Consider the following 26,382-nt stretch of genomic DNA (forward strand, 5'->3'; position numbering starts at 1 on the left):
CGTTGTAGTTATTGCCAAAATCCTTGGCCCCATGTAGGCCCGCTGGGCCTACACCTTTGTAGAATTTATACCCATATAAAACGAAAGCTCCGTAGGAGCGACACCATTATTGAAATTAAGGTGTCGCTCCTACGGAGCTTTGCTTAAGCTAAAAACCGTCCTTTTCTACAAATATTTCGCTCATACTGAGCTCAATATTACTAAAGCAACTTTCACATACATCCGCTACAACTTGATAAAATTTGCTGAATTAGGCCCAGCGGGTCAACACCTTTGTAGCCAAACGTCCTAATCCTACCCGAAAAGCTCCAGAGGAGCGGCACCGAACAAAATCATTCCCATCACAATTGAAATTTTTTACCATTTGGCATGAAGCAAACCGATCTCAGAATTTTTCCCTAATTTCCGATCTAAACATAATTTACTATGAAAAGACTCTTTACCTTTTTCTGGCTTTTTTGCCTGATATGCAACCTAGCAATTGCTCAGGATAGCACGCCAAAACCAATGACTTGGAAGGATATTCCAACTTGGAAAAACATGAATCCTGGCACTTTCAAAATCTCCCCTGACGGCAAATGGATTGCTTATGGAATGACCGCCTTGGAAGCTGATGCAGAAGTGATTCTTCAATATGTGACTGATCCGGATTCCACACAGACATTCAAAATTGGCTTTACGAACTTCCCTTCTATCCAGTTCAGTGAGGATAGCAAGTGGATAGCTTTCAAAGAATATCCTACCTACAAGGAGAAGGAAGCCAACAAAAAGTCTAAAGGCAAACCGCTTCACGACAAGGTTACGCTACTCAAATTAGGTTCAGCTGATAAGGATGACAAGAAAACTTTTGAAAACGTAAGCAACTTCTCTTTCAACGAAGATGCTTCCACCCATCTAGCAATTAACCTGACCAAAGACGGTGGCGGAGATGCTAAAGGATCAGATCTTTTGATCTATCACCTCAACACTAAGAAAGCTCAGAATCTCGGTAATGTAGCCGAATTCTCCTTCAACAAGAGCGGGAATTACTTGGCTTACACGGTAGATGCTGCCAATCAATCTGGAAATGGCATCTATTTGATGAACATGAGCAATAATAGTACAAGTGTACTCGACTCAGATGATGCGTCATATAAGTCCATCAACTGGACAGAAAAAGGAGATGCTTTCGCAGCTCTGAAAATGGTCAAAGACAAAAAGTATAAGCAGGACCAAGGAAAATTACTTGGTGTGAAAAACCTAACAAGTCCAGTGGTGACAGTATATGATCCAGCGAAAGATTCTACAGGCTTTTCGAAGGAATACACCATTAGTCCAAATCGTCGCCCGATGTGGTCAGAGGATTTGACCAGACTTTTCTACGGCATTCACCCTTTGGTTTTGGCTAAAAAAGAAGAAGTAAAGAAAGAACTGGATAAGGATTCTCTACAACTTGCCGAGACTGAAGCGATGAAAAAAATCATGGCTGATACTGCTATTCACTCGATAAAGGATCTTCAAAAGGCTATTGCCAAGCTTGACACTACGAAAACAGACGATAAGAAGAGCGATGCAGACAAGCCTGATATGACCATATGGCACTGGAATGACAGCCGTCTGCAGTCTCGCCAGCAGGTGTTAGAAAATCAAGACAAGAATTACAGTTTCTATTCCATGTATACCGTGGCTACAGGCAAGCACATCCAACTTCAGGATAGCACGATGCGTGATTTGAGCATTCAAGCCAAGGAGAAGTATGCGATCGGATCTGACAATCAATCCTATGAATTACAATCTAATCTAGATGGTCAGAATTACCGTGACTTCTATATTGTTGACCTAACAACTGGAGAGAAAAAGACTTTGTTTACCAACTTCTACCTACCAGGATATTCTTCTTACCCTCGTAGCTCGCCGGATGGCACGAAATTGATTTATGGCTATGATGGAAACTATTACAGCTATGATATCGCATCTGGAGAGGAAACAAATTTGACGGCTAGTTTGCCAGTGACATTTGTCAACGAAGATGATGATCACAATGTGAAAAAGCCACTAGAAGGGTCACTTGGCTGGAGTTCAGATTCTCAGTATGTTTTGCTAAATGACGGCTGGGATATCTGGCAAGTACCAGTTACTGGCAAAATCAAAGCAGTGAATTTGACTCAAAATGGCAGATCAGAAAAAATCAGATATCAGTATCGTTTTTCTCTCGATCGAGAAGAGAAAGGCATAAATCTTAGTAAGCCCCTTTACATCCGTACCTATGGTGAGTGGACTAAGAAAAGTGGTATTTCTTTAATCGACGTTTCTAAAAAAGGCTTAATCCCAGGAGCCAAGTCTCTGATATGGGAAGATGCTAGTATCGGATCTTTACAAAAGGCGGAGAATGCAGAAGTGTATTTCTTCAACAAGGAAACTTTCAACGAAGCAGATCAGATATATGTAGCTGATGCCTCTCTTTCTTCCCCAACTAAAGTGACAGAAAACGCGCCTGCTGCAGGGGATTATGCTTGGTCATCTGGGACCAGATTAGTGGATTATGTTTCTGATAAGGGCGATACACTTCAAGGAGCACTCTTCCTTCCAGCTAATTATAAGGAGGGCGAAAAATACCCTACTGTAGTTTACTACTATGAAAAATTATCTCAGACCCGTCACAATTGGGTAAATCCTGGATACAGCGGTACAGGCTGGAATCCAAATGTATATACCAGTAATGGCTTTGCAGTATTTATCCCAGATATCGTCTATACCATGGATGACCCAGGAATGTCGGCAGTTTGGTGTGTAATCCCAGGCGTAAAAGCGGCAATCGCTACAGGAGTTATCGATGAAGAAAATATAGGAATCCATGGACACTCTTGGGGTGGATACCAGACAGCATTCCTGATCACACAGACTGATATGTTCAAAGCCGCTGCAGCAGGAGCACCACTGACCAATATGATCTCTATGTATGATTTGATCTACTGGAATTCTGGTGGAGGAAATATGTCGATCTTCGAGGCTTCTCAAGGCAGATTTACTGGTGGACCTTGGGAAAACTGGGATTCTTACGAGCGAAATAGCCCTGTCTATCATGTGAAAAATGTAACTACGCCGCTGTTGATGCTACACAACGATAAAGATGGTGCCGTAGATTTCACTCAAGGAATTGAGTATTACTCAGCTTTGCGAAGATTGCAAAAACCGGTAATCTTGGTTCAATATAAGGGCGAAAACCATGGTCTTGGTAAACTCGAAAACCGAAAAGATTACTCTGTGCGAATGATGGAATTCTTTGACCATCATCTGAAGGGAACTGAAGCTCCAGATTGGATGTCAAAAGGAATTGACAAAATCGACTTGGATGAGCATCTTGAAAAAAGAGCATTTTAATAGCAGAGGAGCTGTAACAGGCTCCTCTTTTTTTGTCTAATTTTTACCTTAATGACCCTTAGCCCCGCGACCTTTTATCTCAAATCACCCCACTTATCACCAAATGATTGGCGAATATCCTCAGTTTCACGTTATTTAGCGCCCATTCGAAAAAGCGACTCAAAACACCTCATGGAAGAAACCACCCAAGAAAAGAACCTTAACTCAGAATTTGATTTCACGAAGCTTAGCTCAATTTGCTATAAGGAAAAAGACCCAACTTATTACGAGCACCTCGAAACATATATTTATGATCAGGATTTTGAAACAGTCTGGGACAGCTATGTCACTATTTCGCCAGAAAAAGCTTGGAGTGGAAGAATGATCCATTTTCACCGATTATACTCAAGAAACACCCAAGAAGAGGTTTTCCCGGGTCAAGTATATACTGGAGAAATGGGTATAGGTCAAGTACTCATTCTCAACCTTCACATATTTAGCGGAGTCATAAAACTTCAAGTAGGTCATGAAGTGATGGAAATAGACAAAAAGAAGCAAATGATAAAAATCTGCTACCTAGAAAACTCTAAATCTGAAGGTTCCCAATATGTAAGATTTAAGTCACTTGCTAATGGTAAAACAGAGGTAGCTCATCAGTCATTTTATCGCAGCGGCTCATGGTTCAGAGACAAATTCATTTACCCTTACTTCCATACCAAAGCCATCAATGAATTTCATAACAACGTAAGAAAGTCAATGGCAGTAAGCCAATAGGCAAACTTGACCAGCTTTGGATTTCAGAGATTTCTACACATTATCACATAGTTGCTTGATATTTATCTCGAAAATATTCTTGTATATTTAAGCTAACCATCCAATCTATATATTATGAAAACAAAATTGATTTTACCTGTTGCACTGGTGAGTATTGGCCTATTATCCTATGCTTGTAACCCTGCAGAAAAAACAGAAATAGAAGAGAAACCAGAGGTAGTATCTGATGTGATTTTAGAAGAAGATTTTATCTTAGTAATCGATGAGTACCATCTAAATGAAACTCCTATTGCTACTACCCCGCCAACTACTGAAGCCAAAAGCACCCCCGAAGCTAAGGCCTCGGCTCCAAAGACAGACAATAATACTGCCTATGAGCCGCTTCCAGCTATAGAGTTTCAGGAAGTCATCATTGAGGAATATGATTTGGTAGAAGTGCCCGTTATCCAGACTCAAATCGCAATTCCTCTGAATGAGACTCAAACAGTAATGGCATACAATAAAAAAGGTAAAGCTGAGGGATCCATACAAGTAGTAAGTAATGGAGAAGGTGAAATCGACCATATTCTTTTCCAGGACAAAAACCACAAAGATTCCTACGACGTACAAGCAGGCATGTCTGCGAAGGAGGTGAAGAAGCTCAGAAAAGAAATGAAGCATATGGTCCATAAAGGTCAGGTTTTTTATTACACTGATGATTCCAATATCATGTACCTACTCGATACAGAGGTTCCTGATAGCGGAGAAGTGATAGAAGCGGAAGTGGAAGAAAGTGTGGTGTCAGCTGTGATTTGGAAAGACAAAAAGCATAAAGATCATCCGAATAAATCAAAGAAATAAGATTTCTGAAATATTCTCTAAAGAGTTCCAATAATCGGAGCTCTTTTTTTTTGGCCTTTTGATTGTAACTTTTAGAGAAACGAAATTCATACACTAAACTTTTTTGATTATGACTGAGGGAAGAATTGAGACTTTTGATGCCATCATTATTGGATCTGGCCAAGCCGGAAATCCCCTTGCATTGGCACTAGCTAAGGAAAAATGGAAGGTGGCCATCGTAGAAAAAGATGTTCTTGGAGGAACATGTGTCAATACAGGCTGTACGCCTACCAAGGCTTATGTAGCAAGTGCTAGAGCCGCCTGGGCAATCGGCAATGCCCATAGTCTGGGTATTGAAGTGCCCAAATCGCCCAAAGTAAACTTGAAAACCGTCAAGAAACGAAAGGACGCACTTGTCAAAGAATCTAGATTAGGAATTCGTAAGGCATTAGCTGATTCTCCTCAAATCTCCTTGATCCGAGGAACAGCAACGTTCTTGGACCAAACCTGCCTAAAAGTGGGTTCACGCACCCTGAAGTCCAACAAAATATTCTTGAATGTAGGAGCTAGAGCTCGCATCCCAGAAGGCTTTGAAGACATAGATTACCTCACAAATACTACTATACTTCAGCTTGAGCAGGTTCCAGAGCATCTGATTGTAGTTGGTGGAAGTTATATCGGTTTAGAGTTTGCACAGATTTTCAGAAGGCTAGGATCAAAGGTTACCGTTTTAGAAATGGGCAACTATCTGATTTCACGAGAAGATCAGGACACATCTGAACTAGTCAGGGAAATCTTTGAAAACGAAGGGATAAAAGTGATTTGCGGAGCCAAATGCCTAAAAGGCAAAGACAATAAATCTGGCGGGCTTACTGTTAGTTATCACCAAGAAAAAAAAGATAAACAAGTCAGTGGCTCTCATGTGCTCATTGCCACGGGAAGAATCCCAAATACTGACTTACTCAAACCAAAAAAGGCTTGTTTGAAAGTTAACGAAAGAGGATACATAGATGTGAATCCAAAACTGGAAACCAATATTTCTGGCATTTATGCCTTGGGAGATTGCAATGGAAAAGGGGCTTTTACCCACACATCCTACAATGACTTTGAGATCATGGAGAATCAGCTTTTCGGTGATAAGAAAAGAACGCTGAATGATCGCATTACCAATTATGCATTGTACATCGACCCACCTTTAGGAAGGGCAGGAATGACAGTTTCTCAAGCAAAGGAAACTGGCAAAAAACTACTTTTTGCACGCATGCCAATGAGCCAGATTTCCCGAGCAAAAGAAAAGGGAGAAACTCTGGGAAGGATGGAAGTAATCGTAGATGCTGATTCTGAACAAATCCTCGGTGCGGCAGTTTTAGGCACTGGAGGAGATGAGATCATCGGCACATTTCTGACCGCAATGTATGGCAAACAGAGTTATAAAAAGCTGATGAATTCTGTGCAAACTCACCCTACTGTCACTGAGCTAATCCCAACACTCCTTCAACAGCTCAAGCCGATAAAGAAATAAACGCATGAAAAAATCACATAAGATTTATGCTATCCTAAACCTAATAGTTTTGATCGTTGTCATCTTTTGGAATTACTGGGTAAATGCAAAAGGCATAAATGGAAATACTGTAAGCTCCCTTAGCTCAGAATACGAAAACCTGTTCACTCCCGCTGGATATGCTTTTTCTATTTGGGGATTGATCTTCTTAGCCCTATTTGCACAGGCTATTTTCTTTATTTCTAGAGCCTTTAGCGCAAATAAAGATTCGGATTTTCTTTCTCAGGTCGGCCCATACTTGATTATGACCAATATCGGAAATGGCCTTTGGCTGTATATGTGGTTGATGGAGCATACAGGTATTTCGGTTATCGTTATGATAGGCATTTTAGCCTCCCTGGTAATCACCATCCTCAACACCAACATGGAAAGATGGAATGCCCCCAGACAAACAATCTTCTGGCTCTGGTGGCCTATTGCATTGTATAGCGGCTGGATCTCAGTAGCTACCATCGCAAATATCTCTGCTTATCTCGCCAAAATCGGTTGGGTTGCGGCAGAGCAAGAGATTACGTGGACGGTGATCATGATTGCTGTAGCTGTCTTGCTTAACCTCTTTATGATCTTCACTAGAAACCTTCGGGAATTTGCCTGTGTAGGAGTCTGGGCTTTGATCGCTATTTCAGTTAAGCATTGGGATAGCATACCCACACTACAATGGACAGCACTTTTTGGTGCAATCGTGCTTTTCATCGCAATAGGCTACCATGGCTATCAAAACAGAGCAACCGCACCGTTTAACCTTAACCAAACCAACTAATATGAGAACTTTAAAAAAATCAGAGAAACTAGCTTTGGCTATGCCAATAGTCGCCGCAGCAGGAATTATGTTTTTATCTCATGCTTCAAAGGCACAAGATCTAGAAACTGTTCCTCAGGTAGATCTTGAGCAATATGCCGGAGAATGGTATGAAATCGCCTCATTCCCCCAATCTTTTCAAAAAGGATGTACTTGCACCAAGGCGACTTATACTCCCAATGAAGACGGAACTATCAAAGTGGAAAACACTTGCAATCTTCCCGAAAAGGGCAAAACTAAAACATCCACCGCCACAGCATTTGTAGAAGAAGGATCCGGAAATGCCAAGCTCAAAGTGCAGTTTTTCTGGCCATTCAAAGGAAAGTACTGGATTATCGACTTAGCAAATGATTATTCCTATGCTGTCGTCGGACATCCAAACCGTAAATACCTTTGGATCCTGTCAAGAACAAGCAAGATGGATGATGCCCTTTATGACAAAATTCTAACAGGAATAACTGAAAAAGGATTCGACATCAGCAAACTCGAAAAAACGATACAATGCGAGGACTAAGAATTTTAAACTCTCGGAATCATGAATTCCGAGAGTTTTTATTTTACTGTTAATTATGACTTTTTTATATCCAAAGTAAGCTTCACCAGCCTATGTAGATTTGCTAAGGAATCTGAATCCTCAGCTTTTTGAATTAAATCCTTATTTATTACCCATCAAAAAGAAAGTAATTAGAGATTTTTTGATATTTTAAGCCTAGCTAAGCTGGCTGTAACCTTTTCGACATGGAATTTTTAGATGGATTAGACCCTCAACTCAAGATATTCTGGTATATCGCTATACCTGTTTCTTTGATTTTCGTACTTCAGACGATTTTGACATTTGTAGGATCTGGCGGATCCGATGGCTTAGAAGCTGATTTCGATGGAGACCTGGATGGTGGAGAAGCACCATTTCAGATGTTTTCCTTACGAAACTTGATAAACTTCCTGCTGGGCTTCAGTTGGACTGGGATCTCTTTTTACAAACTCATCCCCAATACTACCCTACTTATCTTCATCAGTTTAGTGGTAGGATTTGCCTTTGTCTATTTCTTTTTTCTCATCATCAAGCAAATCCAAAAACTAGGAGAAGACAACACTTTTCGCTTAGAAAAAACGCTTGACAAAATTGCAGATGTCTATCTAGCAATTCCTGGAAGAATGCAGGGAAAAGGTAAAATCATGGTAAGTCTAAATGGTTCTGTTCGAGAAATTGATGCCATGACTGAGCAAGACAAAATAGAAACAAACGCCACCGTAAAAATCAAACGGGTAGAAAGTGGCAATATCCTCATCGTAGAAAAGCTTTAACTTAATTCTTTTATGGATCCTTTAATTCTCATCGTCGTAGCGACGGTTGTCCTCTTTGTGACTATTCTGGCACTTGTCTCACGCTACAAGCGCTGCCCTTCTGATAAAATCCTAGTCGTGTACGGCAAAACCGGTGGAACTTCAGCCCGCTGTATTCATGGTGGTGGTGCTTTCATCTGGCCAGTAATTCAGGATTATGCCTACCTCGACCTGAAGCCTATTTCCATCGAGGCCAACCTGACCAATGCACTAAGCCGTCAGAATATCCGGGTGGACGTTCCTTGTCGATTTACGATTGCTATTTCTACGGATACAGACACGATGAATACGGCCGCTGAGCGTTTGCTAGGCCTAGCTCACGAGCAAATCCAAGAACTATCAAAAGACATTCTTTTTGGCCAGTTGCGTTTGGTGATTGCTACCATGACCATTGAAGAAATCAATTCCGATAGAGATAAATTTCTAGAGAGCATTTCTAAAAATGTAGATAGCGAACTGAAGAAAATCGGCTTGAAATTGATCAACGTCAACGTAACGGATATCAAAGATGAATCCGGCTACATAGAAGCTCTTGGAAAAGAAGCTGCCGCAAAAGCAATCAACGAAGCTAAAATCTCTGTGGCAGAGCAGGAGAAAATTGGTGAGACGGGCAAAGCACTTGCTGATCGGGAAAAGGACGTTCAGATAGCTGACACACAACGTGACCGAGATGTAAAAATCGCCATAACCAATAAAAACCGGGAAGTTAGCATTGCTGAAGCATTAAAAGACGAGAGCATAGGTAAGGCAGAAGCACAAAGGGATACACGGGTAAAAACCTCTGAAGCGAATGCCATAGCGATCAAAGGAGAAAACGAGGCCAAAATATCCATAGCTCAATCGGATGCACAACGTAGAGAAAAAGAAGCTGAGGCTTTAAGAATCGCCCTTGCATCTGAAAAAGTACAAAGTGCTCGAGCACTCGAGGAAGCATATCTAGCTGAACAAAAAGCTGAAACTGCCAGAGCAGACAGAGAGCGATCTACTCAAAATGCTAACGTAGTAGTCCCTGCAGAAATAGCCAAACAGCGTGCAATCATTGAAGCCCAAGCAGAAGCTGAACGAATCAGAGAACAAGCAAAAGGAGAGGCTGACGCTATCTTCGCTAAAATGGATGCGGAAGCTAAAGGTCTTTACGAAATTTTGACCAAACAGGCAGAAGGTTACCGTGAAGTGGTAAGCGCAGCAGGTGGAGATCCTACCAAAGCCTTCCAGTTGCTATTGATTGAGAAACTTCCTGAGTTAGTGAAAACTCAAGTAGAAGCAGTGAAAAACATCAAGATCGATAAAATTACTGTTTGGGATTCTGGACAAGGCGAAAACGGGAATGGCTCCACCGCCAATTTTGTATCAGGAATGATGAAAACTGTCCCTCCACTAAACGAACTCTTCAACATGGCAGGATTAAATCTACCTACCTATTTGAAGGGTGAAGATCTAAATGAACCTCCAAAACCTGAAGAGGAAAAGAAACCTGAGGAAGAATAACTTCAGCATATAGCCCGGTATTTCCGGGCTATTTTTTTTGGGTGGATTTTTGTAGAAATGAGCATAGATATTGTAGATATATATCCTAGATAATTCTAATCCCCTTTTATCTCAAATGAAAAAACAACTCCTTTCCCTAATCTTTTTAGGGTTAACAAATCTGGTGCTCGCACAAGACAATTTCAATCGATGGTCTCTCGAAACCAATGCAGGATTCAACAAAGCCATGGCTCCTCTAACTCCAGGGTTTTTGTCTCCGACTTTAAATGTCGGGCACCTTGATTTTGGTGTACGATACATGCTCAATGAGAAATTTGGACTGAAAGCTGACGCAGGTTTTGGTTCCTTTTCAGAAGCCAAAGATCACAGCCCTACATTTACCACAAACTATTTTAGAGCCGATATTCAGGCTGTCGCCAACTTAGGAAGAATCATGAATTTTGAGTCTTTCTCAAGAAGAATTGGCATGCTTGGGCATTTCGGAGCAGGAGGTGGACGCTTGAGTTATGACCATACTATACTTAACACACAACCTGATTACGTATACAACTTTATTACAGGAATGACTGGGCAATTAAAGCTTGGACATCGCGTAGCACTTACGGGCGATATTTCTATGATTATCAATGGAAGACAGACCTACACCTTCGATGGCAATCAGTACAACGCAGACGTTCAACCTATTGATCCTACAGCAAATCCACTGGTACACGCAACTGGCACCTGGTGGACAGGAACCCTTGGCTTGAATTTCTACCTAGGTAAAAATGAGGAGCATGCTGACTGGTTTATTGCAGCAGACAAGTATGCTACCAAAGAGGAACTAGCAGCTCAGATCAGCGGCATCAAAGAAATGCTAAAAGATTCCGATGGCGATGGTATTCCTGACTACTTGGACAAAGAGCCTAATACTCCAGCCGGAGCTAGAGTTGATTCTCATGGCATCACCATGGATTCGGATGGTGATGGTACAGCAGATCACCTAGATAAATGCCCATTCCTTCCTGGACCAGCATCTACCAATGGATGCCCAGTAGAAGTGGTGAAGGAGCAAGTTGATTTCTTCAAAAAAGCCATCAATGATGGTTACGTGAATGTTTACTATGCTTTTGACAGCTCCAAACCATTAGCTTATTCTACCAGTGCTACAAGCTACGTATCCAATTTCTTGAAGAAGAACCCAGGAGTTAGCGTTGAAATCAAAGGATATGCAGATGAATTGGGTCCTGAGGATTATAATATGAAGCTTTCGGAAAGACGTGCAAAAGCAGTTTATGACCTATTGATTGCTTCCGGTCTAGATGCCTCAAGGCTATCTTATAAGGGTTATGGTGAAGATACGAGTGTTGACAAATCTTCATCCGATGCAAGACAACTGGCTAGAAGAGCTAGTTTCGAAGTGAAATAGCAAACATTTTCATACCTATGAAAAACCCGGTTCAGAAGAGCCGGGTTTTTATTTTATCTTCGCAGCATGTTTGTTCTATCTGACACACCTTCTATAGCTAACCATTTCCTCCGAGAAATGAGAGATATCCATATTCAAAAGGATAGAATGCGTTTTCGAAGGAATCTGGAGCGAATAGGTGAAATTATGGCTTATGAAATCTCCAAATCTTTTGATTATGCTTCAGAAGAAATTGAGACTCCTTTGACCTCCACTTCTGCATTAGCTCCCATAGGGCAACCAGTGATCATTTCCGTGATGAGGGCCTCACTGCCATTTTATAATGGTTTTTTGAATTATTTTGATCAGGCCGACAGCGGATTCATTGGTGCTTTTCGAGATGAGAGTCAGGAAGAAGAAATCACAATTCAATTAGGCTATCATGCCAGTCCAAGTGTAGAGGGGAGAGTAATTATCCTCGCAGATCCTATGCTAGCCACTGGCAAATCACTGGTAGAATCTATCCAAACTATACTTTCACACGGCAAACCAAAACATATTCACATAGCCGCGATCATTGCAGCACCTGAGGGTATTCAGTACCTCAAAGAAAATGTCTCTAGCTCCTATTCACTTTGGCTTGGGGCTATAGATGAGAAATTAAATCACCAATCCTACATTGTCCCTGGACTAGGCGATGCTGGAGATCTTGCTTTTGGCCCAAAACTTTAATAACTACATGCTCCCATATTTACTTTTATTTGTTGGTTTTGCTATTCTTCTCTACGGCGGAAAAATCCTAGTAGATGGTGCCTCAGCTATGGCTGTGAAACTTGGTATGAGCGCAGGCCTCATAGGCATGACTGTCGTTGCTTTTGGCACCTCCGCACCAGAACTCTTAGTCAGTGTAAATGCAGCACTCAAGGGAAATAGTGATATTTCTATCGGCAATGTAATCGGTTCCAACATTGCCAATATTGCCTTAGTGCTTGGCATAAGTGGGATATTCTACCCTATTCTAATAAGAAAAACGCATATACGTTTTGACTACTTGGTTACCTTATTAGTTACCCTACTGTTTTATGGTTTAAGTTATAATGGTCTTATCGGCTTTTGGGAAGGCATTTTGCTTTTTGGGCTATTTATTGCCTTCAACATCTATCTTTTCAAGAGTCCTGGATCAGATTTGATTGATAATACTGAAGTGGAAGAAGAAATTGAGCAGGTGAAAAATTACTCTTGGGCAGCTTCAATAGCCCTCTTTGTAGGCGGAGTACTAGGCTTATACTTTGGTTCCGAACTATTAGTCAACAATGCCGTGACAATCACCAGGGAGTTTGGGATTTCGGAGCGAGTAATAAGTGTAACTGTCATCGCAATTGGCACCAGCTTACCCGAGCTAATCACTTCTATTATGGCCGCATTGTCCAAGCGTACAGATTTAGCATTAGGCAATATTCTCGGTAGTAATATCATGAATATTCTATCCATTATCGGTATTACTGCGATCATCAAACCTATCGGAGTTTCTCAAGACTTTATCGATTCTGATTTCTTATGGATGATTGGAATTACACTATTACTATTCGTACTGATGCGGACTAAGATGCGTATTTCTAAGGTAGAAGGCTCACTGTTACTATTGAGCTATTTGGTCTATATGTATTTCTTGTTATGTCCGAAGATCTTCTAACCCTAATTGGTATCTATTTTCTGAGTTGGTTCAAATTCTTAGCTGGCCCAGTCCTTGGATCAGCAGCTGGATATAGTGTAGTAGAAAATATATTAATAACTGTAGCTGGAATGATGTCTAGCGTGATAGTATTCACACTTATTGGCACAAAAGTCAAAGAAATTTTTCAGGAAAATATACAGAAAAAACCAAAATTGATCTTCTCCAAAAAGAACAGAAGAATCGTTCACCTTTGGAGGAAATATGGTGAAATTGGAATTGCTTTTTTCACACCAATAGTGCTCAGCCCCATTGGAGGAACGCTAGTTATGGTTTCTTTTGGGGTCAAAAAAAGACACATTTATCTCCATATGTTTTGGAGTGCTTGTTTTTGGGCAGTTATCTTTTGCTTGAGTATTGACAACCTTTTGGCACTCCCATTTATCAAAAGTCTATTCCTCTAATTCATCATCGGGCAGGATTTCAATATCTTTTATCAGGACCCTTTCGGAAATAGCCTGTCCCGTCAAAGTAGCCGCTAATCCGCCCATAGCTGTTTCCTTGTAACGACTTTCCATAGAGGCTCCTACCTCTCCCATCGCCTCCACGCACTCATCTACGGGGATTACGCCACTTACATTGGCTAATGCTATCTGCGCCGAACTGAAGGAGATGGCTGCCGCACTGGCATTGCGTACCACACAAGGCACTTCTACCAATCCTGCTACCGGATCGCAAACTAATCCTAGCATGCACTGGATCGTCACAGCCACTGCATTGAATATCTGATCTGTATTACCTCCTAAGCAATATACAATCGCGCCAGCAGCCATCGCTGCAGCCGAACCCGTTTCAGCCTGACAACCTCCTACGGCCCCGGCCAAACTTGCTTTTTCCTCAATAATCAGAGCTATCCCTGCCCCAACCAACAAGCCTTCTATAATTTGCTCATCAGTCAAACCGTGGATTTCCTGAGCAGTAACCAAGGTTCCTGGTAGAATACCACTCGCCCCAGCGGTGGGAGCAGCTACTACCCTACCCATACAAGAATTAACCTCTTTGGCAGCTAAGGCCCGAGAAATCAATTTTTGGAATTCTGGTGATAATACAGAAAGAGGATGGTTATAAACCTTCTTTGCACCATTGTTGATCATTCCCGATCTAGAGGTCATTTCTTCTTCAAGACCTGTCTTCACGGCATCTCTCATCACGTCGTATGCCTGTAGCAAACCAGCTTGAATTTTATCCCTTTCACCATTTTTTTGATCTACTTCATATTCGATCACAGACTCTGGTAAGGATAGATTCTTCTCTTCACAATAGCTTTTCCAGCCTTTGAAGGATTCAAATAAATAGCTCATAGTCGATGGGTTTATATTCTATAAAATTGGTTGTAATTATATCAGCAACCACCACTCCTCATTTAAATTGGCTGGATGACTGATGACCGAAGTCACGCTTTTCTGAGAATTTGGCCAATCCTAGTTTGCATTCCGCCTTCCTTGAGAAAATAGCGCTTTTCCAATTTAATCTATATTTCCACTCAGAAATTGAATTTCAGCGTCTGCTTAATCTCTGGATCCAAGCTCAATGCTACAGGACAAGTCTTCGCAGCATTCTTCAGTTTTTTAATCATCACAGGGTCAGTTACCGGGCTATCCCAATGAAAATCAACAATAATTTCACTTATTTTGCGAGGAGAAGCTTTCATTATCTTGGTTACCTCCCAAGTTAATCCTTCTAGCGACACCGAATCTCGATTTGCCACAATCCCCATAATCGTAATCATGCAGCTTCCTAATGCACTAGCTACCAAGTCAGTTGGGGAAAAAGCCTCGCCTTTTCCATTATTATCTACTGGAGCATCTGTCAGGATTTTTACGCCTGATTGCAAGTGCTCGGATTCTGTTCTCAAATTCCCTAAATATGAACTTTTTATAGTGGGCATAAACTCTTATTTTTAAAATCAGTTAAAATACTAACACCCAAAAATAGGACTATATTTTCGACCAACTCGAATGAACAAACTGAAAATCATTTTACCTCTTCTATTCCTTTCATTTTCCATGGAATCTTTTGCCCAGAGAGATGACATCGGTAACTATGAATACGATAAGGAATACATGTTCGGTGTCAATAAAAACACAAATGGTGGCTTAATCGGTGGATTTGTATTCAAAGCAGGAACACGAATTGACGATACTCAGTTTAGTTTTTGGGCTTTAGAATTCTCCAATGTCAAAAACCCGAAGGAAACCCGATATTCTACCGTGGTGGGCAATAGTTATATTTACGGAAAATCGAACTACCTCTATTCCATCAGACCTCAATATGGTCGTGAAATAATTCTTTTCAAAAAAGCTCCCAATCATGGAGTTCAAGTTTCCGCTTTAGCTGCAATCGGTCCATCATTTGGCTTAATAGCTCCATATTATATCGAATATGCGGTAAATAGGACAGAAACTGTGACGGAGCAATACGATCCAGAATTGCATCAAAGTCAATTTAACATCTTAGGAACTGGCTATCTTTTCGAAGGCTTAGGAGAGTCAAAATTCGCTTTTGGCGGTAATCTAAAAGCTGCAATTTCCTTTGAGTTTGGAGTATTTCGCGCAAATGCTACTGGATTGGAACTTGGATACATGCTCGAAGGTTTCACCAAAGAAATCCCACTGATCCCTACCACAGAAAATCGGCAGTTATTCCAATCGGTTTACTTCACCTTTTTCTACGGGTTCAGACAGTAGGTCAACTTGGGTTTTGAATTCGGCTGACTTACCTTTGCATCAAATCAGAAATCAATGATCGAATTACCTGTAATATCCGAAGAAGCCACTCGAAGAAAAAAGCCAAATTGGCTTAGAGTGAAGCTTCCAGTAGGAAAAGAATACGCCAAAGTCCGCAAACTGGTAGATGAGCATAAGCTTCATACGATTTGCGAAAGCGGCAATTGCCCAAACATGGGTGAATGCTGGGGAGCTGGCACCGCTACCTTTATGATTTTAGGAAATGTGTGCACGCGCTCTTGTTCATTTTGCGCTGTAGCCACTGGTCGACCGCCAGAGTATGACACCGATGAACCGAGAAGAGTAGCCGAGGCAATCAAACTTATGGAAGTGAAGCATGCTGTGCTGACATCTGTGAATCGTGATGAACTTAAGGACAAAGGCGCTGAAATCTGGTATCAAACAGTTGTTCTTACCAAAGAGCTTTCTCCGAAGACGACTATCGAAACACTTATCCCTGATGTGAAATCAAATTGGGATGCATTATATCGCATGATTAGCGCTGGACAGGAAGTGGTATCTCACAATATGGAAACGGTGGAAAGCCTCTACAGAAGAGTTCGCCCACAAGCAAAATACGCGCGCTCACTAGAGCAAACAAAGTTGACTAAGGAATTTGGTAAGAGAACCAAAACAGGCATTATGCTAGGTTTGGGAGAGAAAAAGGAAGAGGTATTTAAGGCAATGGATGATCTAGCTGAGCATGGCTGCGATATCCTAACCCTAGGACAATACCTACAGCCAACCAAAATGCACATCGAAGTTGCTGAATTTATCCATCCAGATCTTTTCGCTGAGTACAGAGAAGAAGGACTGGCAAGAGGATTGAAATATGTAGAGTCTGGACCGTTAGTAAGATCATCTTATCATGCCGAGAGACATGTTAATGTCTAGATTTTACGCTAATTGATGCCAGTAACCAACTTACTTTGCTTTACTGGACAGAAGACCGAAGACGGGCGACCGAAGCTGCCTCAGTGGTAATGTTAGTCAACAAATAAGGTATTTTCTGATACTTATAGAAAATAAATAAAAAGACATACTTAAAAGAATCTATGAGCACACTTTCGGGTGTGCTTTTTTTATGCCTAATTTTTTAATATTTTGAAGCTGAATTTATCTCACACGTAACTTTTAACCAAATGGTAAAAATTGAAAAAATCGGAGTATCCTCCGCTGCTAAAATCTATGGCCTGACACTGGGTATTCTTGGCTTCGTGATCGGAATATTTTATGCCATATTCCTTTCTGCCTTCTCAGGCTTACTCGGAGATGACTTCCCTATAGGTAATTCTGGAGCCTTAGGACTAGCCATGGCTATTTTCTTCCCAATTATGTACGGTTTCATTGGCTTTATCATGGGAGCTTTGGGAGCAGTAGTCTATAATTTTGTGGCATCAAAAATCGGTGGCCTGGAAATCCAGCTTTCGAAAGATGATGAGATTCCGATGCTGTAAAATCAAATATGACTTTAAAAATGGCTTCGACTTCGCTACCAAGAACACATTGATTGAGGGACACGGAACGCGGGTCAGTCCGAGCACCCGAGAGACGGAGTCTAGAGGTTCGAGGACCTTTCGATTTCGAAACTCTCGTCTCTCAAGTGCTCAAGGTGTCAAAGCTTTTTGTTCCAAAACAAATTTGTATTCTTCTCTTTTTTAAGTTCAAAAAATTGTAAAACTCAGCCTAGCACTTGCGCTCTCCGCGTGACCTTGACGATCTCAGCGGTTGAAACGAAAAAAGGGCTACCGAATGGCAGCCCTTTACTAGTTATATCTAAAATCTGATTAAGCTTCTTCGCTTGCGTAATCTTCCACTGGAATACAGCTACAGATCAAGTTTCTATCGCCGAATGCAGAATCAATTCTTCTTACACTTGGCCAGAATTTATTTGATTTCACATATTCAAGAGGATAAACAGCTTTTTCTCTAGAATATGGCAATTCCCAGTTGTCAGTTAATACCATAGTAGCAGTGTGTGGTGCATTTTTCAATACATTCTCCACTCGGTCAGCTACACCATCTTCGATCTCTTGGATCTCAGCACGGATTGAAAGCATTGCAGCACAGAACTTATCCAATTCCGCCATAGTCTCAGACTCCGTAGGTTCGATCATCAAGGTGCCTGCTACCGGGAAAGAAACCGTAGGCGCATGGTATCCATAGTCCATCAGTCGCTTTGCGATATCTTCTACTTCCACTCCCACTTCTTTGAATGCCCTGCAATCCACGATCATCTCGTGCGCCGCTCTTCCTTGTGTACCTGTATATAAAATCGGGAAATGCTCCTTTAGACTTTCCTTGATGTAGTTAGCATTGAGGATAGCCATCTTAGTAGCGTTTTTCAAACCATCTGCACCCATCATAGCGATGTATGCATAGGAGATAGGCAATATGCTCGCACTACCATAAGGCGCTGCCGAAATAGACGATACCGCCTGCTCCCCACCAGCTTTCACAACTGGATTGCCAGGAAGGAATGGTGCCAAATGACTTGCCACACAGATTGGGCCCATGCCAGGTCCACCACCACCGTGAGGAATACAGAAGGTCTTGTGAAGATTCAAGTGACAGACGTCAGCTCCAATTCTACCTGGGCTAGTCAGTCCAACCTGCGCATTCATATTCGCTCCATCCATATAAACCTGTCCACCATTTTCGTGGATGATTTGACAGATCTCCTGAATAGCTACCTCAAATACTCCGTGGGTAGAAGGATAAGTCACCATAAGAGATGCCAGATCCTTGGAATGAGCCGTTGCTTTGGCTCTTACATCTTCCAGATCAATATTTCCTTTTTCGTCACACTTCACCAAAACCACCTTCATTCCCGCCATAACAGCAGAAGCAGGGTTTGTTCCGTGTGCAGAAGTAGGAATCAAGGCTACATTTCTATGATGATCTCCTCGGCTCTGATGGTAGGCACGAATGACCATTAGTCCAGCGTATTCACCCTGAGCACCAGAATTTGGCTGAAGAGATGTATCAGCAAAGCCAGTGATTTCATTCAACCAATGTCTCAAGTTTGCAAAAAGCTCCTGATATCCAGCAGTCTGATCTGTTGGTGCAAATGGGTGTATCTGCCCAAATTCAGGCCAAGTCACAGGAATCATTTCCGCGGTAGCATTAAGCTTCATTGTACAGGAACCTAGAGAAATCATGGAGTGTACCAATGACAAATCTTTGTTCTCTAGACGCTTGATGTATCGAAGCATCTCATGCTCACTTTGGTAATCATTGAACACTGGATGAGTCAGGTAATCTGACTTTCTCAGCAATCCTTTTGGTAATTCCAATTCAACCTCTGAGGCCAAAGCCGAAAGATCTGGAACTTCTACGCCTTTTGCTTTTGCAAAAACTTCCACAACTGCTGCGATATCCTCCAAAGTCTTCGCTTCGTCAAAGGACAAGAAAACAGTATCGTAATCGTAACGGAAATTCATTTCCGAAGAAAGTGCCAAAGATTGAATGGCATTAAGCGACTTCGCTTCAATCTTTACTTTGATAGTATCAAAGTAATTCTTCGAAGAAACCTCGTAACCCAAATGCTCCAAAGACTTCGCCGTCAATTTGGCTAGTCCATGCGTTCTTAGCGCAATATTCTTCAGACCTTTTGGTCCGTGATAGACTGCATAGAAACTGGCCATAACTGCCAAAAGCACTTGTGCAGTACAAATATTTGAAGTTGCTTTTTCTCTTTTAATATGTTGCTCACGTGTCTGCAAAGCCATTCTGTAAGCTTTGTTTCCTTCACGATCCTGAGAAACACCTATAATTCTACCTGGAATCTGACGCTTGTAAGCTTCTTTGGTAGCAAAAAATCCTGCATGTGGTCCACCGTAACCCATTGGCACACCAAAACGCTGAGATGAACCTACCACCACATCAGCTCCCATTTCACCTGGAGCAGTCAATAGTGTCAAGGCCAACAAGTCAGCTGCAAAAGCAGTTGATACATTGTTTTCTTTGGCTGCAGCTACGATCGCAGAGTAATCACGCGCTTCACCGTCAGCATCTGGGTATTGGAACAATACTCCATAAAGATTCTCATCCGTCAAGTCCAAAGAATCAATAGATCCGAAGACCAATTCTATTCCTACTGGCTCAGCTCTAGTTTCTAGGACAGCTTTAGTCTGTGGAAAAGTTTTCTCGTCAACAAAGAACTTTTTAGCATTCTTTTTTTCTCTTGGCTTCACTGCATAAAGCATATTCATCGCCTCAGCTGCTGCCGTTCCCTCGTCTAGAAGAGATGCATTTGCCAGCTCCATTCCTGTCAACTCCATCACTACAGTCTGGAAATTGATCAAAGCTTCCAATCTACCTTGAGCGATTTCTGCTTGATAAGGAGTATATGCTGTGTACCATCCTGGATTTTCAAGTACGTTTCTCAAAATCACGCCAGGCACTAGCGTATCGTAATATCCCAAGCCTATAAAGGACTTGAACACCTTGTTTTTGGAAGCAAGGCTTTTGAAATCTTTCAAAAACTCCGACTCCAACTGTGCTGCTGGAAGATCCAATGGGCGTTCCAGTTGGATAGACTTCGGTACAGTCTGGTTGATTAATTCCTCTAAAGATGAGGCTCCGATTTTCTCCAGCATTGCTGAGATCTCTGTATCTGTCGGGCCATTGTGTCTGCTCTCAAATTTGACAGCATTAGAAAGATTGATCTTCATATAAGAACGTTAAGACGATGAAATACTTGGGTTTGAAAATGGCTTATTTTTCAAGCTGCAAAGGTACAATATATTGAAAGATAATGCTTTCATGAGCCCTATTATTTCGGTTGAGTTATGTCAAAATATATAAACGGTTTATTGTTGGCTAGAAAAATTCTCTAGTTTAGCGGCTGAATTGCAAAATGATTGAAATCAGCCTTTTACTTACTTCGATAGATTTTGAAGTGAATTCATGGAGATTTCCATCTAAAATCAAATAAACCTAAGTATAAACTGATGAAATCGAGCATGATCTAATTGTCAAAAATTAGAGATCATAAAACAAGCGAGATTCCATGGGACCGTTAAAAATCCAAATTATAAACACATGAATAAAAGTCTGTTATTGACGGGCGCAATGGCTTTGGGCCTAGCGCTACCGTCCTTGGCACAACAACCTGTACAGGTGAAGTATGCCAACACAATTACCACTGGAGACCTGAAAGAACGTCTTACTTACCTAGCTTCTGACGAAATGAAAGGTAGAGATACCGGTTCGGAAGAGCAAAAAGTAGCAGCTAATTACCTAGCTGATTTTTACAAAAAAATTGGCTTGGCTGGCCCAGTAGCTGGAAGTTATCTACAAGAAGTTGAGCTAGTGAGTTCTTCTTTCGGAGAGGTTTCTTTGAAAGTAGGTAAACATAAACTAGTCAACAACGAAGATTTTGTTTTCATCGGTGATGGAGATATGAAGAAAGCTTCTAAAACTGACCTTGTATTCCTAGGCTTGGTTACTGACGAAAACTTGGCAAAAGTTGACGTAAAAGATAAGTTGGTTGGTATCTGGGCTGTTGGCGTAAGATCTAACGACCTTCAAACTAAAGTAATGGACGCAGGTGCGGCAGGAATTGTAATTGTAAGCATGGAAGGTCAGGCAAACTTTGACCGAATTGCTGGTCGCTACCAAAGCTTAGCTGGAAAAGGCAGAATCGGTTTTGCGAAAGAAGTTGAGCAAAAGCCTGTATTTATGGTTAGCTCTGATAAAATGGCTGAATTGTTCGATACTCCAGTAGAGGATTTGAAAGAAGCTGCAAAAACAAACCCTGAGTCTATCAAGTCTCAAAAAGCTACTTTCCAGATCGAAAAGGATATCAAAGAAGTAGAAAGCTCTAATGTAATGGGCTACCTAGAAGGAACAGATAAGAAAGACGAGCTAATAGTTATTTCATCTCACTACGATCACGTGGGTGTGAGCAGCACAGGTGAGGTTTTCAACGGTGCAGATGATGATGGGTCAGGAACTGTTTCTGTCACTGAAATCGCTGAAGCCTTCGCTGCAGCTGCAAAAGACGGTATCAAACCAAGAAGATCTATCCTTTTCCTAAATGTAACAGGTGAGGAAAAAGGTCTTTTGGGATCTGCTTACTACGCAGAGCATCCAATTTTCCCATTGGAAAACACAGTAGTGAATTTCAACATTGACATGGTGGGTAGAATTGACTACGAATACCAAGATGCTGAAAACACAGACTTTGTTTATGTGATCGGTTCTGAAATGCTTTCTACAGATTTGAAGAAAATCTTGGAATATAATAACATCACTTATTCTGATTTGATCTTGGATTACAGATATGATGCTGAGGATGATCCAAACAGATTCTACTACAGATCTGATCATTACAACTTTGCGAAGCATAATATCCCAGTTGCATTCTTCTTCAACGGTGTACACGATGATTATCACCAGGTAACTGATACAGTTGATAAAATCGAATTCCCACTTATGGAAAAGAGAGCAAGACTGATTTTCTATACCGTGTGGGATGTAGCCAACAGAGAAAACAAGCCGAAAGTTGACGGTACAAATAACAGACCTGCTAGATAAGTAAGCTGGATTCTAAGAATTCAAAAGGCTATTGGAGGAATCCAGTAGCCTTTTTTTGGTATATGTGTAAGTCCGAGCGGAGTTGAGGACCATTCGGGTCCAAACCTAAAAAAATGAGCTTCAACTTCGCTCAGCTTGACTAAATTTCACCCAACCACTAGGCAGATCTTACGAATAGGAAAACAAATTGATTTCATTTTTCCAATCTTCAAATTTTATAAAAAGGTATCTTTGCCCTCCGAACGCAATCCAAATCTCCGTGTACAAGTCACTACTCAAGCCCCTCTTTTTTCTAAAAAAACCAGAAGATGCTCACCATTTTACGGTGGATCTTACTCGCTTAACATTCAACCTTCCTGTAATTGGATCGATCGTAGAATCGACCTTTCGCTTAGAAGATAAAAGTTTAGAGCGAGAGGTTTTTGGATTGAAATTCAAAAACCCAGTTGGCTTAGCTGCAGGTTTTGATAAGGATGCCAAGCTCATTGATGAGATGGCAATGTTGGGCTTTGGCTTTATTGAGATTGGAACTTTGACACCAAAACCTCAAGAAGGAAATCCTCAGCCTAGACTTTTTAGACTTCCTCAAGACGAATCCCTGATCAATCGCATGGGCTTCAATAATGGCGGAGTTCAGGAAGCTGTAGAGCGCTTGAAAAAGCGCAAATCAAATGTACTAGTAGGCGGAAATATTGGTAAGAATAAAGTCACTCCCAACGAAAATGCGGTTGACGATTACTTGATTTGTCTAGAAGCACTGCACGATCACGTGGACTATTTTGTGGTGAATGTGAGTTCGCCGAATACGCCCAATCTTCGAGATCTGCAGGAAAAAGAGCCACTGAAAGCTTTGCTCCAAGCGGTAAAAAATGCGAATGATCTTAAGCCAAACCCTAAACCTATACTACTGAAAATAGCTCCTGATTTGACAGAAGGGCAATTGGACGACATCATCGAAATCGTACAGGAAACGAAAATCGACGGCGTAATAGCGACCAACACCACCATAGATCGTTCACAACTGAGCACTTCACAGAATGAAGTTGAAGCCATCGGAGCTGGAGGAGTAAGTGGAAAAGTGCTGGGCAAGCGAAGTACAGAAGTCATCCGATACCTTTCAGAGAAGTCAAATAAGGCTTTCCCGATCATTGGAGTGGGCGGAATCTTTTCTGCAGCTGACGCCATAGAAAAACTCGAGGCTGGAGCTAGCTTGATTCAAGTGTACTCGGGCATGATTTATGAGGGACCTGGATTGATCAAAAAGATTAAAAAAGGATTATTGGCTCATTTTTCGCAGTAATTTGTCAATCTAAATTCATTAATCTTATCTTAAATCGGATTTGAATCGAATACATGGCCACCAAATCACCTAGGACCAATACTTTTAGAAAAAAAGCAGAACCCACCAAAAAGAAAGGCGCAGGCTTCAAAGCCCCGAGTTTTTCATTTGGTAAGTTCAATTCTACCAAGCTAGTCTTGACTTTCGGCATATTGCTGATGTCAGTTGCTATCTTTTTGCTGATCGCTTTTATCAGCTATCTGCTCAATGGGCCTGCAGACCAGAGTTTGGTCATGAATAATCCCGACGAAGCAGTAAGAGAAGCTGCCCGAGAATCCACCAATTGGCTGGGCTATCTAGGCGCACAGGCAGGTAATTGGATGATCTACCGATGGTTCGGAATTGCGGCATTCTTATTTCCTCCTTTTCTTTTTTTATTGGGCTTCAAATGGGCATTCAAAATCTCCCTTGTATCACTCACCCGATACACCACATTCGCTCTTTTCTTCACCTTCTGGTTAGGATTACTGACAGGATACATAGTCATTTTGATCCAAGGCTACTCGTACTGGAGCTTCCTTTCGGGAGGATTTGGCTATGAATTGGCCAAGCTATCAGCAGATTTCCTGAGCTGGGGCACATTCATTCTACTGGGTGGATCCATGCTCATTTTCGTGATTTTCTTCTTTGATATTGACAAACTAGATTGGTTTAGCAGCAAATCTTCCGATACTGATTTGGAGGAAGATGAGCTTGAGAATAGTGCTGTTCCTGTGAAAAACCCATTCAAAGAGGATGAGGAAATTGAGGAGGAAGAAGATATTGATGACGATGGAAGTTCATGGACGGTCAAAGACCAGGAAGAAACTCCTTCCGCTCCTATCGAACTCAAACCAGAATCAAAGCCTAAACCTAAAAAAGAAGAGATAGCTTTCGATGTTCCTCAACTGAATATCCTAGACCCAATACAGGAACCTGAGCCAGAAAAGAAAGTTGAAGAGAAAAGCTTCTCGGTGATAAAGCCTAAAGGAGAAGAGAAAACTGCTGAGGAAGTGGAGAATTTGGATGCTTATGATCCGACCTTAGATCTTCCGCATTACAAATACCCTACGCTTGACTTGCTCAATGAATACGATGTACAGAAAGTCACCGTAAGTCGTCAGGAACTTGAGGACAACAAAAACAAGATTGTTGAGACACTTGAGAACTTCAAGATCGGCATTCAGGAGATCAAAGCGACCATCGGACCGACGGTAACCCTCTATGAAATCGTCCCTGAGCCAGGCGTAAAGATCTCCAAAATCAAGAATCTGGAAGACGATATAGCCTTGAGCTTAGCAGCTTTGGGCATTAGAATTATTGCTCCAATCCCTGGAAAAGGCACTATCGGTATAGAAGTTCCAAACAAAAACAGAGAGCTAGTTCCAGCACGTGCAGTTTTGGGCACTGAGAAATTTATGCGCTCAGACAAGGATCTTCCTATTGCTTTGGGTAAGACTATTTCCAATGAGGTTTTTGTGGCTGATCTTGCGAAAATGCCTCACTTACTTATGGCTGGTGCAACTGGTCAGGGTAAGTCTGTTGGCTTGAACATGATCTTAGCTTCATTGATCTACAAGAAACACCCATCTCAGTTGAAGTTTGTGCTAGTGGATCCGAAAAAGGTTGAATTAACCCTTTTCAATAAAATAGAGAGACATTTCTTGGCCAAACTTCCTGGAGCAGAGGAAGCAATTATTACCGATACCAAGAAGGTTATTTACACCCTGAACTCTCTTTGTATCGAGATGGACAATCGATACAATTTGCTGAAAGATGCAGGCGCAAGAAACCTGAAAGAATACAATGCCAAGTTCATTGCTCGCAAGCTTAACCCAGACAAAGGCCATCACTTTATGCCTTACATCGTCTTGGTAATTGACGAGTTGGCGGATTTGATGATGACAGCTGGCAAGGAGATCGAAGGACCGATCGCCCGTCTAGCACAACTTGCCAGAGCGATCGGTATTCACTTGGTAGTCGCTACGCAAAGACCGTCTGTAAACGTGATCACAGGTATCATCAAAGCCAATTTCCCTGCGCGTCTTTCTTTCCGTGTAACCTCCAAGATCGATAGCCGAACCATTCTAGATGCAGGGGGAGCTGATCAGCTGATCGGTATGGGAGATATGCTTTTATCTCATGGATCTGAAGTGACGCGAATCCAGTGTGCATTCTTGGATACTCCAGAAGTCGATTCGATTTGCGATTGGATTGGCGAACAAAAAGGCTATTCCGATGCCTACATACTTCCTGAATTTGAAGGAGAAGATTCCGACAACTCTATTGGTGATGTTGATTTCTCTGATTTAGACCCATTGTTCAATGATGCCGCCAGACTTTTGGTGATGCATCAGCAAGGAAGTACATCACTGATTCAGAGGAAGTTGAAGCTAGGCTACAATCGTGCAGGTAGAATCATAGATCAATTGGAGGCTGCTGGTATCGTGGGCGCTTTCGAAGGCTCCAAAGCCAGGGAAGTCCTCGTTCAAGATGAAGCTAGTTTGGAACGGTTATTGAATAGTTTGTAAAAGCTGTTCAATTAGTTCAAG

At 41.6% G+C, this 26,382-nt stretch carries 20 protein-coding genes; 17 read left to right on the forward strand and 3 right to left on the reverse strand.

The features are described 5' to 3' along the window. The first annotated feature begins 426 nt into the window (after positions 1-426). The 11 genes from LV85_RS03310 (at position 427) to LV85_RS03360 (ending at position 13,204) form a co-directional block, all read left to right on the forward strand. Positions 427-3,360, forward strand: coding sequence for a S9 family peptidase (locus LV85_RS03310; protein WP_111316759.1), 2,934 nt, complete (start codon positions 427-429; stop codon positions 3,358-3,360). Between the two features lie 171 nt (positions 3,361-3,531). Then, complete coding sequence (locus LV85_RS03315; RefSeq protein WP_111316760.1) at positions 3,532-4,113, forward strand: hypothetical protein; 582 nt, start codon at positions 3,532-3,534, stop codon at positions 4,111-4,113. Positions 4,114-4,227: 114 nt separating this feature from the next. After that, positions 4,228-4,953 (forward strand): hypothetical protein, encoded by a 726-nt coding sequence (locus LV85_RS03320; RefSeq protein ID WP_111316761.1) that lies wholly within the window; start codon positions 4,228-4,230, stop codon positions 4,951-4,953. A 109-nt stretch (positions 4,954-5,062) separates the two neighbouring features. After that, positions 5,063-6,454: a mercuric reductase gene (locus LV85_RS03325; protein WP_211318369.1), complete on the forward strand. Its 1,392-nt coding sequence runs from the start codon at positions 5,063-5,065 to the stop codon at positions 6,452-6,454. A gap of 4 nt (positions 6,455-6,458) precedes the next feature. After that, positions 6,459-7,253 carry a tryptophan-rich sensory protein gene (locus LV85_RS03330; protein ID WP_111316762.1) on the forward strand — a complete coding sequence of 265 codons (795 nt, stop codon included), beginning with the start codon at positions 6,459-6,461 and terminating at the stop codon, positions 7,251-7,253. 1 nt (position 7,254) lies between these two features. Next, on the forward strand, positions 7,255-7,806 hold the full coding sequence (locus tag LV85_RS03335) for a lipocalin family protein (RefSeq protein ID WP_211318370.1): 552 nt from the start codon (positions 7,255-7,257) through the stop codon (positions 7,804-7,806). Positions 7,807-8,030: 224 nt separating this feature from the next. Next, positions 8,031-8,597, forward strand: a complete 567-nt coding sequence (locus LV85_RS03340) for an NfeD family protein (protein ID WP_111316763.1) — start codon at positions 8,031-8,033, stop codon at positions 8,595-8,597. A gap of 12 nt (positions 8,598-8,609) precedes the next feature. Then, the gene (locus LV85_RS03345) at positions 8,610-10,124 is read left to right on the forward strand and encodes a flotillin family protein (protein ID WP_111316764.1); all 1,515 of its coding nucleotides are present in this window, start codon (positions 8,610-8,612) and stop codon (positions 10,122-10,124) included. Positions 10,125-10,239: 115 nt separating this feature from the next. Beyond that, positions 10,240-11,532 (forward strand): OmpA family protein, encoded by a 1,293-nt coding sequence (locus tag LV85_RS03350; protein WP_111316765.1) that lies wholly within the window; start codon positions 10,240-10,242, stop codon positions 11,530-11,532. A 66-nt stretch (positions 11,533-11,598) separates the two neighbouring features. Continuing rightward, positions 11,599-12,243, forward strand: a complete 645-nt coding sequence (upp, locus tag LV85_RS03355) for a uracil phosphoribosyltransferase (RefSeq protein WP_111316766.1) — start codon at positions 11,599-11,601, stop codon at positions 12,241-12,243. Between the two features lie 7 nt (positions 12,244-12,250). Then, complete coding sequence (locus LV85_RS03360) at positions 12,251-13,204, forward strand: calcium/sodium antiporter (protein ID WP_111316767.1); 954 nt, start codon at positions 12,251-12,253, stop codon at positions 13,202-13,204. A 431-nt stretch (positions 13,205-13,635) separates the two neighbouring features. On the opposite strand, the gene sdaAA is transcribed toward LV85_RS03360, so the two are convergent. Together sdaAA and LV85_RS03375 are read right to left on the reverse strand one after the other, a co-directional pair. Further along, complete coding sequence (gene sdaAA, locus LV85_RS03370; RefSeq protein WP_111316769.1) at positions 13,636-14,544, reverse strand: L-serine ammonia-lyase, iron-sulfur-dependent, subunit alpha; 909 nt, start codon at positions 14,542-14,544, stop codon at positions 13,636-13,638. A gap of 182 nt (positions 14,545-14,726) precedes the next feature. Then, positions 14,727-15,131, reverse strand: a complete 405-nt coding sequence (locus LV85_RS03375) for an OsmC family protein (RefSeq protein WP_111316770.1) — start codon at positions 15,129-15,131, stop codon at positions 14,727-14,729. Positions 15,132-15,201: 70 nt separating this feature from the next. Here LV85_RS03375 and LV85_RS03380 point away from each other — a divergent pair, with 70 nt between their 5' ends. The 3 genes from LV85_RS03380 (at position 15,202) to LV85_RS03390 (ending at position 17,426) form a co-directional block, all read left to right on the forward strand. Further along, on the forward strand, positions 15,202-15,930 hold the full coding sequence (locus LV85_RS03380) for a hypothetical protein (RefSeq protein WP_111316771.1): 729 nt from the start codon (positions 15,202-15,204) through the stop codon (positions 15,928-15,930). A 54-nt stretch (positions 15,931-15,984) separates the two neighbouring features. Continuing rightward, positions 15,985-16,863, forward strand: a complete 879-nt coding sequence (gene lipA / locus LV85_RS03385) for a lipoyl synthase (RefSeq protein ID WP_111316772.1) — start codon at positions 15,985-15,987, stop codon at positions 16,861-16,863. A 248-nt stretch (positions 16,864-17,111) separates the two neighbouring features. Beyond that, entirely contained in the window at positions 17,112-17,426 is a 315-nt protein-coding gene (locus tag LV85_RS03390; RefSeq protein ID WP_111316773.1) for a hypothetical protein, read from the forward strand. A gap of 330 nt (positions 17,427-17,756) precedes the next feature. Here LV85_RS03390 and gcvP read toward each other — a convergent pair whose 3' ends face one another. After that, on the reverse strand, positions 17,757-20,645 hold the full coding sequence (gcvP, locus tag LV85_RS03395) for an aminomethyl-transferring glycine dehydrogenase (protein WP_111316774.1): 2,889 nt from the start codon (positions 20,643-20,645) through the stop codon (positions 17,757-17,759). Between the two features lie 370 nt (positions 20,646-21,015). On the opposite strand from gcvP, the gene LV85_RS03400 reads away from it, so the two are divergent. The 3 genes from LV85_RS03400 to LV85_RS03410 all read left to right on the forward strand — a co-directional run bounded on the left by LV85_RS03400 (position 21,016) and on the right by LV85_RS03410 (position 26,361). Further along, entirely contained in the window at positions 21,016-22,512 is a 1,497-nt protein-coding gene (locus LV85_RS03400) for a M28 family peptidase (protein WP_111316775.1), read from the forward strand. A gap of 259 nt (positions 22,513-22,771) precedes the next feature. Then, a complete protein-coding gene (locus LV85_RS03405; RefSeq protein WP_111316776.1) occupies positions 22,772-23,812 on the forward strand; it encodes a quinone-dependent dihydroorotate dehydrogenase in 1,041 nt (346 codons plus the stop codon). Between the two features lie 53 nt (positions 23,813-23,865). Next, positions 23,866-26,361, forward strand: coding sequence for an FtsK/SpoIIIE family DNA translocase (locus tag LV85_RS03410; protein WP_111316777.1), 2,496 nt, complete (start codon positions 23,866-23,868; stop codon positions 26,359-26,361). Positions 26,362-26,382 lie beyond the last annotated feature (21 nt).

It is taken from the genome of Algoriphagus chordae (assembly GCF_003254055.1).
Classification (GTDB): Bacteria; Bacteroidota; Bacteroidia; order Cytophagales; family Cyclobacteriaceae; genus Algoriphagus; species Algoriphagus chordae.